At 53.9% G+C, this 14,013-nt stretch carries 11 protein-coding genes; 6 read left to right on the plus strand and 5 right to left on the minus strand.

Annotated elements, in window-relative coordinates:
- Positions 1–38 precede the first annotated feature (38 nt).
- The 3 genes from PTW35_RS14575 to yjjX all read left to right on the plus strand — a co-directional run bounded on the left by PTW35_RS14575 (position 39) and on the right by yjjX (position 2,948).
- Positions 39–1,145 (plus strand): M20/M25/M40 family metallo-hydrolase, encoded by a 1,107-nt coding sequence (locus tag PTW35_RS14575; RefSeq protein WP_281025601.1) that lies wholly within the window; start codon positions 39–41, stop codon positions 1,143–1,145.
- Positions 1,146–1,685: 540 nt separating this feature from the next.
- The gene (locus PTW35_RS14580; protein WP_281025602.1) at positions 1,686–2,324 is read left to right on the plus strand and encodes a helix-turn-helix transcriptional regulator; all 639 of its coding nucleotides are present in this window, start codon (positions 1,686–1,688) and stop codon (positions 2,322–2,324) included.
- A 102-nt stretch (positions 2,325–2,426) separates the two neighbouring features.
- Complete coding sequence (yjjX, locus tag PTW35_RS14585) at positions 2,427–2,948, plus strand: inosine/xanthosine triphosphatase (RefSeq protein ID WP_281025603.1); 522 nt, start codon at positions 2,427–2,429, stop codon at positions 2,946–2,948.
- A 98-nt stretch (positions 2,949–3,046) separates the two neighbouring features.
- On the opposite strand, the gene trpR is transcribed toward yjjX, so the two are convergent.
- Complete coding sequence (gene trpR / locus PTW35_RS14590; protein WP_281025604.1) at positions 3,047–3,364, minus strand: trp operon repressor; 318 nt, start codon at positions 3,362–3,364, stop codon at positions 3,047–3,049.
- Between the two features lie 83 nt (positions 3,365–3,447).
- Entirely contained in the window at positions 3,448–5,379 is a 1,932-nt protein-coding gene (gene sltY, locus PTW35_RS14595; RefSeq protein ID WP_281025605.1) for a murein transglycosylase, read from the minus strand.
- A 346-nt stretch (positions 5,380–5,725) separates the two neighbouring features.
- On the opposite strand from sltY, the gene ettA reads away from it, so the two are divergent.
- Entirely contained in the window at positions 5,726–7,393 is a 1,668-nt protein-coding gene (gene ettA / locus PTW35_RS14600; RefSeq protein WP_281025606.1) for an energy-dependent translational throttle protein EttA, read from the plus strand.
- A 109-nt stretch (positions 7,394–7,502) separates the two neighbouring features.
- Here ettA and radA read toward each other — a convergent pair whose 3' ends face one another.
- Complete coding sequence (gene radA, locus PTW35_RS14605; protein WP_281025607.1) at positions 7,503–8,891, minus strand: DNA repair protein RadA; 1,389 nt, start codon at positions 8,889–8,891, stop codon at positions 7,503–7,505.
- Between the two features lie 137 nt (positions 8,892–9,028).
- Between radA and PTW35_RS14610 the strand changes: the two genes are divergently transcribed.
- Positions 9,029–11,386, plus strand: coding sequence for a PilZ domain-containing protein (locus PTW35_RS14610; RefSeq protein ID WP_281025608.1), 2,358 nt, complete (start codon positions 9,029–9,031; stop codon positions 11,384–11,386).
- Between the two features lie 14 nt (positions 11,387–11,400).
- On the opposite strand, the gene serB is transcribed toward PTW35_RS14610, so the two are convergent.
- Complete coding sequence (serB, locus tag PTW35_RS14615; protein WP_281025609.1) at positions 11,401–12,366, minus strand: phosphoserine phosphatase; 966 nt, start codon at positions 12,364–12,366, stop codon at positions 11,401–11,403.
- A 153-nt stretch (positions 12,367–12,519) separates the two neighbouring features.
- Here serB and PTW35_RS14620 point away from each other — a divergent pair, with 153 nt between their 5' ends.
- Complete coding sequence (locus PTW35_RS14620) at positions 12,520–13,137, plus strand: AhpA/YtjB family protein (protein ID WP_281025610.1); 618 nt, start codon at positions 12,520–12,522, stop codon at positions 13,135–13,137.
- Between the two features lie 66 nt (positions 13,138–13,203).
- Here the strand turns inward: PTW35_RS14620 and deoD are convergent, their stop codons facing one another.
- Positions 13,204–13,929: a purine-nucleoside phosphorylase gene (gene deoD, locus PTW35_RS14625; protein WP_281025611.1), complete on the minus strand. Its 726-nt coding sequence runs from the start codon at positions 13,927–13,929 to the stop codon at positions 13,204–13,206.
- Between the last annotated feature and the right edge of the window lie 84 nt (positions 13,930–14,013).

Raw genomic sequence — 14,013 nt, forward strand, 5'->3', positions numbered from 1 at the left:
AGTTCACGTAATATAACCCCTACTACGGAGGTGCTTAAATGGCAAATATCAATCAGGACCGTCTGGTCCAACACTTTATTGAACTGGTTAAAATCGACAGTGAGTCGCGCAACGAGAAAGCAATTGCCGAGACACTGGCCGAGCAGCTAGGTGAAATGGGCTTTGACGTACAGAAGCTTCCTGTTCCTGCTGAGATCTCCAACGGCTTCAACATCTACGCCAAACTAGAAGGCAAGCTGGAAGGCACTATCCTGCTAAGCTGCCACATGGATACCGTGACTCCGGGTAACGGCATCGAGCCAATTATCGAAGACGGTATCATCCGCTCGAAGGGCGACACTATCCTTGGCGGTGACGACAAATCCGGCATCGCGGCCATCATGGAAGCGGTTCGCTGCATCAAGGCTGACGGCGAAGAGCACCAGACTATCGAACTGGCGTTCACTGTATACGAAGAAGGCGGCCTGCACGGCTCGCAGAACTTCGACATGAGCAAAGTCGAGTCGCTAACCGGTATCGTGTTTGATTCTGGTGGCCCAATCGGCACCATCATCACTACCGCGCCGGGCCAGCAGAACCTGAAAGTAAACATTACAGGTAAACCAGCCCACGCAGGCCTAGCGCCAGAAGAAGGGATCAACGCCCTGACGGTTGCGGCTGATGCCATCACCAACATGAAGCTATCTCGCATCGACGAGGAAACCACCGCAAACATCGGTGTGGTGAAAGGCGGCCAGGCAACAAACATCGTAATGCCTGAGCTTTACATTGAAGCCGAAGCGCGCTCATTGGACGACGACAAGCTCCAGGCACAGGTCGACCACATGGTCAACACGTTCGAAGCGGCTGCTGAAAAACACGGCGCGGAAATCAACATTGCCTCCAAGCGTGCTTACAACGCTTACCGCATCGCCGACAATGACCCGCATGTCGAGAAGATCAAAGCAGCCTTCAAAGCCAATGGCATCGAGCCTATGACCAAGCCGACAGGCGGCGGTAGCGACGCGAACATCTTCAACAGCAAAGGTCTGAAGACAGTGAACCTGTCTACCGGTATGGCGAAGGTACACACGACCGAAGAGTTCATCAAAATCGATGACATGGTAGAGATCACTAAGTTCTTGTACACCTACCTAACTCGCTAATCGTTCCCAAAGAGGAAGGCTCGCCTTCCTCTTTTACTCCCCACCGATTATCCCGCAAAGGAATAACTACAGCACATCTCTCTTTGTGAGCATAACCGCTTTTTTTCCGCCATTATTGATAAAACAGATAGCCAAGTGACATTGAAACAAAAGAAAAAGACAGGCAGGCAGCTAGATCATTGGGTCTGAAGCTGCTGGTTGTTCAATCAATAACAAACCCAAAATAAACGGTTAAATATCATAACCTTAACAACAAAATAGCGAAGACCCGCCAGGCAAAGCACCATAACGCTTCATGCGCAGAAGATGTTACAAAATGTGACACCGCTTCAATAATTCATACTCGATACACCTTATTTTAATTTGCGAAATTTGTTCCCTTTTTTTCCCATCTGGAAAAAAAATGATATGCCCACAACGAAACCAATCGCATTTTTTATACCCGCCAGATCCCCAATTCACTGTTATCAGTACAATCAATATGACATTTAAGAATGCGTATTGCATCAGACAAAGATTTCAAGCAGGAAGCTAGTGAGTATGGAATATTTAGACCGAATAAAGCGATTGGCAAAAATCCAAGGGATCAGCCAAAAACAGCTGGGTGAAGCCCTCGATCTACAACAGGGTACTATGAGCCGCAAGCTCTCTGGCAAGTACGGTATCGAAGTGCGCGAGCTGGAAAAAATTGCCGAGGCACTAAGCACATCGATCAGCTATTTGCTGACAGGCCAAGTTGATACCGGTACCCAAGCCACCACAACCATCAACAACAATATCGACCAAGGCACTACCAGCACCTATATCCCAATCATCCACCGCAAGGACTTCATGTCCTTTCGCAGCGGCGCATCGGTTGATGTGATCAGCAAGCGAGCTATCCCACAGCACTTGCTGCGCGAAGACTGCCTAGGCCTGCTGGTAGATAACGAAAACATTGCGCAATGTGCGCCGGTGGGCAGCTACGCCCTTGCCACCAAGTCGGCAGCATACCGCCCGAAACAACCGGTCTTTGCCTCGGTACGCGGCAGCGAACCTGATTTCTACCACATGACCCAACTTGCCGACGGCGTAGTGTTCTCGACCTCGCAACCGGACTTTCCCAACTTGTTTGTCAACAACGGGGAATTCCAGATCCACGGCTACATCATCCAATCAGACTGGTCCTACGACCGTTAGTCATTAGCAGGTCCAACCCTTGCTATGATTAACCTCACTGGCGGCGTGACATCGCGCCGCCAAGTATTAGAATAGTAAGCACTCAGAGAATGGATGTTTGCTATGCCTAAAATTATTGTCGCCTCGACCAATCCCGCCAAAATTTCTGCCGTTGAAGCCGCCTTCAACCATACCTTTCCCGATATCCAGTTTGCTATCGAGGGGATCAGTGTTGACAGCGGTGTCCGCGATCAGCCTATGTGTGCTGACGAAACCCTGCAGGGAGCGAGAAACCGTGTCTGCAATGCACGCCATGCCGTACCGGACGCTGACTATTACGTCGGCCTGGAAGCCGGTATTGATGGCTCATTCACCTTTGCCTGGATGGTGATCGAAAGTGGCGAGACCCGGGGTGAATCCCGCTCGGCCTCACTGCCTCTACCACCACAGGCACTAGAGCAACTGCACCTGGGGGCTGAATTAGGCGATGTCATGGATGACATGTTCAACCAGACTAATATCAAGCAAAAAGGCGGGGCGATTGCAATGCTGACCAACCACTTGCTCAGCCGCAGCTCGGTCTACCAACAGGCCTTGATCCTGGCGCTCATTCCTTTCATTCACCCAACATTATTCGCTAAATAAATTAAGGCCGAGTAACAAACCTTTTAGGTATATCTGCAAAAAAAGAGCCCCCGGACATGTGATCCGGGGGCTCTTTTGCATCGGGTGCTCAATGACAGTTAAGCGCTAGGGCATTGTTCCTTGAGCAGGGCAGAAAGCCACGCCTTGGTGTCGTCATCATGGTGCTTGAGTTCGTTGGAGCCGCGGGTAATGGTCGCAACCCCAACGCCAAGCAACTCACTGATCTTGCGCTGGCTGCGCTCACCGTTAAGCAGCTCATGCAGAATATTCACTCGGGACAGTAACACCGACCTTTCGTCGGGGGTCAACAGCAGCCTCAGCAAGGTATCGTCTTTGTGCTCAGCTGTCGCCTGGCGCAAGATATCCACCACCTGTTGCCACTCGGTAAATTCCGGGGTTTCTTGAATATTCGACATGTCATCCTCATTTGATGTACTCGTTCTCGAGTACTGATTCTATCCCTTTCGCCACCGACAACCTAGCCTTTCCATCAAAAAAGCTAATACTTGGCGTTCAATTCATTTTCTTTGAGCAAGGGCACCGGGCTCTGGGTCAAGTCTCCATAATAGACTTCGAACATCAAGATGTTCTGCACGTAGCCCCGCGTTTCATTGAATGGGATCGCCTCGATAAAGGCATAGACATCCAGCCGACCATCGGTTCCGTTGCGCCAGCGGGTGACCCGGCTCGGTCCTGCGTTATACGCCGCAAAGGCAAAGATACGGTTGTTGTCGTATTGCTCGAGCATCATTTTCAGGTAGCCGCTGCCAAGGCGAATGTTGACGCCGGGATCAAACAAGCTGTTTTTCCCTTCGTAGTTACGCCCCAGCTTTTTGGCCGTTTCCTTAGCGGTAGCAGGCATAATCTGCATCAGGCCCCGCGCCCCAACCGGCGAGACCGCCTCGATATTCAGCGCACTTTCCTGGCGAGCCAGCGCCATCATGCTAGTGACGGGCAGCTCCCGCTTCTTGCTAAAGAAATCAAACCACCACTTGTGCGCCACCGGGAAGCGGAGTTCAACATAGTCCCAAAGCTGGCCGGAAATAGTGGCCTGTACCGCCAGGTGATGCCACTTGTTGGTCGCCGCATAAGCCGCCAGGGAAACAATTTTGTCGTTGTCCAGACCCCTTAGCAGGTAGTGCCATTCACGGTTGGCCGCCAGTAGCTTATCAACAGCAATCAGCTCTTCGATCCGCTCCAAAGTCTGCTTATATTCCTTCACTTCGCCATGGGCGTCCCCCGCGGTTTTTACCGGGTAGGTAATCGGCTTACCCAGCACCGTCGCCGCTGCTGCGCTGTAGAAATCACGCTGGCCCAAGATCTGGGTATACTTTTTCTCAGCCAGAGCCTTGTTGCCGTCCCTCTCGGCCAGCCGGGCCTGCCAAAACGTCCAGCGAGTGGTCTGCTTGGCCTGCTCAGGCAGGCGATCTACCCAGACCTTGACCTCTTCCCATTTATCTTCGCGCATCGCTTGGCGGATACGGCGTTCGAGCAAGCTGATATTGGTCGTTTTCGCCAAGACATTATCACGCCATTCCTGCAGTTTTTCATCGTCAGTGGCCATCAGCCGGCTGGCGGTATAGTCAGCAAGGGACTGACGCTTGGCTTCGCCAAAATGCTGCCCCTGCACGGTTTTATGGTACTGCTTTACCGCCTCGCCGACGTCGCTGCGCACCAGCTTCTTGTATGCCAGCACTGTCAGGTTCTGGTTGAAAGGCGTCACCTGGTGACGCTTGGAAAAGGCAGCAACCCCCTCGGGCTTGTCGAACAGAGCCATAACCGATTTACCCGATGACTTACTTTTGGCTCCCAACTGTTTGTTGAGATAATTGAGCCGGGCACGGTTGCCTTCGGCATACACCAGCAGCATCCGGTCCAGCACCAGCTCATCGGTACGCTGGCCGGCCTTCTGCCACGTATTGAGCAGCGGATCGCACGCATCGTGGGTCGATTTTCCCGTCAGCCACAAGGTCTCGGCCCCTTGCCAGGCGACATCCTTGTTGCCGAGCTTGCTCTGGGCGTAATAGTAATGGCAGCGCAGGACCTGGCTGCGCGGAGGCATCGGCTGAACCTCGATGAAATTTTCCCACCGCTCGGTCGCGGCAAGGTGGGCCAGGTAACGATCCTTGACAGTCGTACTGAATGGCAGCGCCGAATACTGCTCGATGAAGGCCTCGACTTCGCTCGGCGACTTGGCGAACAGCGTCTGGATAAATTCACGGTAATCAAGATAGGGTGTCAGGGGGTAGTCATCCAAGCGAGCACGCAACGCCTGGTACGCCGCCAGATCGTTTTCTTCCAGTGCGACTTGGGCCTGCTCATACTGTTCGCGCTGCTGCTCCAGTGTCGACGCTCGCATCAGGGGCGACAGCAACAAGCCAACAGACAGCACAAGACCTGAAATTACTCTAAGGTTTTTATTGCTAGACACAACAGCCTTCCATTCGTTTTCCATGTTCATTCAGGTCAAACAACCTGTGTGTTTTATTGCATATAAATTCCATCTCGACAAGCCTCTGCCATCCACAGGGCTGGCACCTACCACCTTCACGCGGCTCTGTATTGAGCGTAATACCAATTTGCCGTTTTGAATAATCGCGCGCGTTGGTGAATTACAGAAAAATAGCACCGCCATGTTGCAAGAAAAGTGCACCAACGACACAAAGATGGACGCAGAGTAATCCCTTAACGGCCATAATTATGAACATTGCTGTTAAACTTATGTCCAGAACAGGTAAAATACCCCCTTTCATTTAGTTTAGAGATCGCAAACGGATATGGCTGAATACGTCTATACCATGTCGCGCGTGGGTAAAATCGTCCCACCTAAGCGTCAAATCCTGAAAGATATTTCATTGAGCTTCTTCCCTGGCGCCAAGATCGGTGTTTTGGGCCTGAACGGTGCCGGTAAGTCGACCCTACTGCGCATCATGGCGGGTATCGATACCGATATCGAAGGTGAGGCTCGCCCACAAGCAGGCCTGAAGGTAGGCTACCTTCCTCAGGAGCCTGTACTGGACGAAGAGAAAAGCGTACGCGAAGTGGTTGAAGAGTCTGTGGCGGATGTAAAAAATGCCCTTTCTCGTCTTGATGCCGTTTACGCGGCATACGCCGAAGAAGGTGCAGACTTCGACAAACTGGCGAAAGAACAGGGTGAACTAGAAGCGCTGATCGAAACCAAAGACGGCCACAACCTAGAGATGCAACTTGAGCGTGCGGCTGATGCCCTGCGCCTGCCTGAGTGGGATGCGAAAATCAAACACCTGTCGGGTGGTGAGCGTCGCCGTGTGGCTATCTGTCGCCTGCTTCTGGACAAGCCAGACATGCTACTGCTTGACGAACCAACCAACCACCTTGATGCAGAATCAGTGGCTTGGCTTGAGCACTTCCTGGTTGACTACAGCGGCACCGTTGTTGCGATCACCCACGACCGTTACTTCCTAGATAACGCTGCGGGCTGGATCCTGGAACTTGACCGTGGTGAAGGTATTCCATGGGAAGGTAACTACACCTCTTGGCTAGAGCAGAAAGACGCCCGTCTGAAGCAGGAAGCCTCGCAAGAGAAAGCTCGCCAGAAGACCATCGAGAAAGAACTTGAGTGGGTTCGCCAGAATCCTAAAGGCCGCCAGGCGAAGTCAAAAGCCCGTATGGCTCGCTTCGAAGAGCTGAACAACACCGAGCACCAGCGCCGTAACGAAACCAACGAGCTGTTCATCCCGCCGGGTGAGCGCTTGGGTGACAAGGTTATCGAGGTGAGCAACCTGACCAAGTCATTCGGTGACCGCGTGCTTATCGATGACCTGTCGTTCAGCATGCCTAAGGGTGCGATCGTGGGTATCATCGGTGCCAACGGTGCCGGTAAATCGACCCTGTTCAAGATGCTAAGCGGCACAGAGCAGCCAGATGCCGGTACCATTGAGCTTGGCGAAACAGTAAGCCTGGCGTCTGTTGACCAGTTCCGCGACAGCATGAACGACAACAACACGGTTTACCAAGAGATCTCTGAAGGTGCCGACATCATCAAGATCAACAACTTTGAAATCCAGGCGCGTGCTTACTGCTCACGCTTCAACTTCAAAGGCAGCGATCAGCAAAAACGCATCGGCGATCTGTCTGGTGGTGAGCGTAACCGTGTCCACCTTGCCAAACTGCTTAAAGCCGGCGGCAACGTACTGCTACTCGATGAGCCAACCAACGACCTTGACGTTGAAACACTACGTGCACTAGAAGAAGCTCTGCTAGAGTTCCCTGGCTGTGCCATGGTGATCTCGCACGACCGCTGGTTCCTAGACCGTATCGCGACCCACATTCTTGACTACCGTGACGAAGGTCAGGTTAACTTCTTCGAAGGTAACTACACCGAGTACACAGATTGGCTGAAGAAAACGCTGGGTGCGCAAGCCGCTGAGCCACACCGTATCAAGTACAAGCGTATTTCCAAGTAATTCGCTGGCTATATCTAGATACACAAAGGGCTGCATCGTGCAGCCCTTTCTTTTTCATGAGTTTTTAACCAGCAATATTGTTCAAATACCGGTTTAGGCTGGTGTCTGGCTACAGAGCCACGCGTTCGAACGCCGTCAGCGCTTCCTGCAGATCTTCCACCGCGATAATTTCGATGCCCGGGACCTGGCGGCTGGCGTTGGCCTTAGGGACGATTGCACGGGTAAAGCCCTGCTTGACCGCTTCGCGAATACGCTCCACCCCGTTGGCTGCCGGTCGGATATCGGCGTTGAGGCCGATTTCGCCGAACACCAAGACATCCTGCGGTACCGGAGCATTTTTGAAGCTGGAGAAAATCGCCAGCAAGACGGCCAAGTCCGCCGAGGTCTCTTCGATTTTGATCCCGCCGACACAGTTAACGAAGATATCCATGTCCGACAGCATCACCCCACCATGACGCGCCAGTACCGCTATCGACATTGCTAGGCGGTTGTTATCGTAGCCGACGGTCAGGCGTCGCGGGTTCTCAGTCACCGAGTTATTGCACAGCGCCTGGATTTCCACCAGCAACGGTCGGGTGCCTTCCCACAATGTGGTACACACCGAACCGGCATGGTTCTTATCCGAACGGCTGAGGAAAATCGCCGACGGGTTCTTGACCTGCTTCATCCCGGTTTCGGTCATGGCAAAAAAGCACGACTCGGAGTCGGCACCGAAACGGTTCTTGGACGTGCGCAATACCCGGAACTTTTCATCCGCCGTCGACGACAGGGCAAACAGGCCATCGACGATATGGATCAGCTGCATCGGACCGGCCACATTCGAGTCTTTGTTGATGTGGCCGACGATCATAAAGGTCACGCCTTCGGTCTTGGCAAAGCGGGTCAGTGCCGCCGCCGATTCCTTGACCTGGCTCGGGCTGCCCGCCGCCGAGTCGTTATGGGCGACAGTCATGGTCTGGATCGAATCGATGATCACAAACTCGGCCTTCTGTGCCCGGATATGCTCGATGATCGCCTCGACCGAGGTCTCGGCTACCACATTGATATTGTCGAGGTTTTGGGTGCCCAATCGTTTGGCCCGCTGGGAGATCTGGTGAATCGATTCCTCACCCGATACGTACAGCGACGACTTCGTCGCAGCTACCGAACCAATACTCTGGAGCAGCAAAGTCGATTTACCGGCGCCAGGATCACCACACAGCAGCAACACCGAGCCCGGTACGATACCGCCGCCGAATACCCGGTCCAGCTCGGAAACCCCGGAGCTGTAGCGCGGCAGATCTTTGCTCTCGACCTCCGACAGTTTTTGCACCTTGGTCGCCGCCCCCGCGTAGCTGCTCGTACCAGCAGCCGAAACGGCGCCCACGGCCGAGCGTGTTTTGGGAACTGTGAACTCGGTTATCGTATTCCATGCCGCACACGCGCTACACTGGCCCTGCCAGCGGGGGAAGTCTGCGCCACAATCACTACACACATAGGCCCGCTTGGTTTTTGCCATGACTCACCTTGATATATTTGGTTAAACACATCCGGAAAACAGATGTAGAATAGGGCTTGCCCTCAGGGTGAAGCAATGCTCAACCCTCTGGGAAATATGCCGATAATAAACGAAGAATGAGATAATCAAAAATAACTATGGTGCTAGACGATTACAAAGGACTGATTGAAAGGCTGATCCCTGTCTACGATAGCGAAGATTTTGAAGATGTCTTCCAGATGATGACCGAAGGCGAGGACGGGCCAACCCGGCTCCAGCTAAAAATGGAATTGCACCGTATCATGGCCCCCGCCATGAAAGCCGTCGATCTTCGCGGGCGGGTCCAGGGCGAGTGCCGCCCCTATCTGCTCAATGGACGCCAGCACTGGCTCGACGATGTTGCCATCAATACCTACCATAAGCGAATCAAAGCCTTCGGCAACCAGTTTCGGGTCGGCCTGTACGAAGCCCTGACGAATACCCGCAACAACTTCCGAGTCATGCACCAGCAAGGCAAGCTACAACCCAAACCGGCCCCAAAAGCCGAGCTGCAGCCGGACAATCCATTGATTGCCCCCCTGATCCGGTTCGGCCATTACCTGACCCGTAACGAGAACCGTTGGCAGATTGCCACACCGGTTAGCCTAGAGCTTCCTCTGAGCCAGATGATCAACGGCATCAGCGCGGATTTATCGTATTCCGGTGCTAAATTCAAAGTGCCTGCCGCTTTTAACTACACGCTGGGCATGGCGGTTGTGGTGCGCTTCCCGAAGCTTGCCGAACAGCTCAATGACCCTCGGTTGGCCCAGGGGATGAGCTACCGGATCCTCGGTATCGACGAAAACCCCGATAATGACAGCTACAAATGGCTGAGGCTAAAGCTGCTGAGTGACAACACCCTGATCAAAGCCGTCATTGATCATGGCCTGAGCCAGTCGCAAAACCGCACCCGACACAATTGCGAAGACAAGATCATCCAGATCCGGACCCGTGGCTACGAGCACTGCTTTCTCAAGCACAGCACCAGCATGCCGGTATTTCTGTCGGGCACCCAGCTAACCTATTGCCTGCTGACCCAGTACAACCGCCATATTTGGTCCCACTGGCACGACGAAAGAAACCAGCCGGTACTCAACCACCTGATTTCGCAGGAGCGTCTCGCCAGCCTCGGCAAAGCCGGGCTGAAACAGTCGAGTACCCTGATTTACAGCTTCAGCCACGAACATGACGGCAAAACCTTTTTCTATTCAGCAGCCCTGCCGGAAATGAACGCCGAACAGCGCCGCCTGTTCTGGCATGTCGGGGCACAGCGCGACAGCTGGCGGGTCATGCGCCTGAGCCTGCAGCCCATAGACCAGGAAGATATCGACAGCCTGCAAAGTATTGCTCCCGACATGGTCGACAAACTGAGCTCCCTGACCCATGTCGGTGTGCTGCAAGATCTCACTAACACGGACGCCCAGCAAGACTACCGCCTGAGCGTCAAGCCGCAGTTACCGGGCAAAACCCTGCAGGCATTCCGGCACCCACGCAATCCGGTTGCCGCGGCCAAAGCGGTTTACTTTGACCCAAGACCGCAGCGAAGCGAAGACCGCTACCTGTTCGATACACCGATCACCCTCAACCCTGAGGACGGGACTTCGGTATCCGGACAGAGCATTGACTTTTCGACCCGAGGCCTGAATATCAAACTGGCCGCACCGATAGTGCTTCGCCGTGGCGATCAGGTACTGGTATCGTTTCCGGGACTGCAGAAAAGCAACAGGAATGCGCCCCTGAGCCAGATCCCTTATAGCGTCGTCAGGATCAGCCCGGATCACTGCAATATCCAACTAACGACCGGTAGCGGCAACCTCGCCGCCCAGAGCGAGCATTTCCTGCGCAAGCTGATTTTGCACAATGAGAATAAGTTGCTGATGACCGAGGAAAAGCTGCCACAGGGTGAGCTGCTGCTGGCGATGCACCAGATGCTGCTGACGCGACTAAAGAGTGTGCCTTACTTCGCTGAAAAAGTTGATCACAAAATCAAGCTCAAAGCTGTCGGGTGCAACTTCCCACCACCGCCCCAGATCAAGCTGTTTAGCCTGTTGGCAGGCGGTCAGGGCTGCTCGCTAGAGCCGCTGTTTCGCAACCGGGTAAAATCCATGCTGGCCGAAACCATGCGTCCGGTTGAGATCAGCCAGCCCTATGTCCATGAGCTCTATCTCGCTATCGAACAGCGCAACGGCCAGACGCCAAGGATTGACGCCAAGCGACTTGATGAGTTCCGTACTATCGAGGAGCGGATCGCCTACATCAAACAGGCAAAGTCCGCCGGCAGCTTTATGGCTTTGAGGCTGACCGCCGCCCCGGTCCTAAGTCCAATGACGGCCCTGATCGGCAAAGAGCTGGGCGAACTTGCCAGACAGGTATTACATCGGGCCAGGGCGCTTGAGCAGGAGCTCAGCTCGGTCGTTGGCTGTGGCGAAATCCTCGATGTCACCGATGAAGTGCAGATCAGGCTGGAGATCAAATAGCCCGCATCGTCCGGCTACCACCCCAACTGCTGCGGTACCAGGGAGGCCGACAGCAAACACATCAGGCCGCCAAGATCGGCAAAACGGATCGCCACGGGGGCCTCGTCTTCGACTTTCGGCTTGGCATGGTAGGCGACGCCCAGCCCTGCCGCATTGATCATGGCCAGATCATTGGCTCCATCACCCACCGCCACCGTATTGTGCGGGGCAATGTCATATCGCTCGGCCAGGCTGCGCAATATCGCGGCCTTGCCCTGCGCATCAACGACCTCTCCCAGCACCCTGCCCGTCAGCTTGCCATCGACAATCTCCAGCGTATTCGACTGGGCATGGGCCAAGTCCAGCTCCTGCTTGAGGTGATCGGAAAAATAGGTAAAGCCGCCCGAGGCAATCGCCGCCTTCCAGCCATAGTGATGCAAAGTAGCCACCAGCTCGCGCAGCTCTGGCATCAAAGGTAGCTGGCTTCTGACCTGCTCAAGGATCGCCGCATCGCTGCCAGCCAGGGTCGCGACCCGCTGGCGCAAACTCTGTTCGAAGTCGAGTTCCCCCTGCATCGCCCGCTCGGTGACTTCGGCCACCTGCTCACCGACACCGGCTAAGACGGCAATCTCGTCGATGCATTCGATCTCAATCGCGGTCGAGTCCATGTCCATCACCACCAACCCCGGCTCCCTCAGATCAGGCTGCTGGCTCAGATCCGCAATATCAAGCTGCACGCTGGTGACGCATTGCTCCAGCAGCAGGGAGTAGGGGGTCGCCAGCAACAGGCAATCGTACTTCCCTACCTTCCAGGCGGCGGCCAGCTCTAGCGGTTCACCGTACGCCGCCTCGATAGCTTCCACCGCCACGGCATCAATAGAACGGCCATACACCAAGGTGGTGGCACGTTGCCGGTCAAGGTTGGACACTGACACCACTTCCGGGAATCGCTGTAGTAAAGAGGTATGTTTCCTTATTTTGAGCACTTGCAAACCATCCATGTTAAAGTAATCGCCTATATACCCAAGTGACCTCGATGTGCCGGGCCCAACAATGAACCGAACATTTTGACGTCACTTGACTAAACAACTTACCCTATTGCAAATTACCAGGGCAAGCCCCAAGATGACATTGGCCATGAATCCACCGCTGATATGATGAAGAAAAAACATACCCAATTCCAAAAAGCCTGGCGGCTGTTCATCCTTTTCGGCTGCCTGGCAGCGCTGATCACCATGGTTGAATATGGCTCTAACCTAGCCAAGGAAAACTACCGTACCCTGAGCGATCAAACCCAGCAACTGTCACGGTTAGTGGTACGTCAGGCTGCCGATACGGCGTCTGAGGATGTGATCGAAAAGAACCAGGACCGCTTGCAGCTGCTGGTTGAGCAACTGGCCAAAGAGCCGTTGCTACTCGATGCCACTATCTATGATCTGGAAGGTGTCACTCTGGCCAAGAGCCAAGATGCCCTGCCGCTCCCCCAAGTCACCGGACTTTCCACCCCGCTGGCCGTTGCCAGCTACGGCCGCCAGCAGCTGATCGAGCCAATCATGAGCCAGCACCAGGTCGTAGGGTTTGTTCGCATCACCCTCGAGCATGACAAGCTGATTGCCGAGACCATGGCGGATATCGATGCCATCACCAATATTATCCGGGCGCTGATCGCCACGGCGATGGCCATCGGGTTCCTGTTGGCCTACACCTTTGGCAACCGCAAGCAAGACTGGCACTTCCCTATCCTGCTCAGCGCGGAAAAGGGCAGTCGATAAAATGGACCGCAAATAAAAAAAGGGCTTGCCAGCGGCAAGCCCTTTTTATTGTCTTTGCTCTGATGCTTACGCTTCTTCAGCGTCGCCCAACAGAACCGACTCCAGTGCGATTTCCATCATGTCGTTGAACGTTAGCTGACGCTCTTCAGACGTTGTCGCTTCGCCACGCAGGATGTGGTCAGAGACAGTACAGATAGTCAGTGCTTTGGCACCAAACTCAGCCGCCAGGCCGTAGATACCAGCCGCTTCCATTTCAACACCAACAATGCCGTACTTCTTCATGGTCTGGAAGAAGTCGAAATCAGGGCTGTAGAACAGATCAGCAGAGAAGATGTTACCCACCTTCACATCGACGCCTTTGGCTTTCGCCGCGTCAACCGCGTTCTGCACCATGCCAAAATCCGCCAGAGCGGCAAAATCGTGATCACCGAAACGGATACGGTTAACTTTAGAGTCAGTTGACGCACCCATGCCGATCACAACATCACGCAGGTTTACGTCGTCGCGTACTGCACCACAGCTACCCACACGGATGATCTTCTTCACGCCGTAGTCTTTGATAAGCTCTGTTGCATAGATAGAACATGAAGGGATGCCCATACCGTGGCCCATTACAGAGATCTTACGGCCTTTGTAAGTACCGGTGTAACCGAACATGTTACGAACGTTACAGACTTCTTTTGCATCATCCAGGAAGGTTTCTGCAATGTACTTGGCACGTAGCGGGTCACCAGGCATCAGTACTACGTCTGCAAAATCACCCATTTCAGCATTAATGTGAGGAGTAGCCATCGTTATTTCCTTTCTGTCATCTGTTGGTTTTTTGCATTGCCAACCGAATGTAGTCTTGTCTTGCAAATACGGTTTCGATCTAGG

This window comes from Photobacterium sp. DA100, from assembly GCF_029223585.1.
GTDB lineage: Bacteria > Pseudomonadota > Gammaproteobacteria > Enterobacterales > Vibrionaceae > Photobacterium.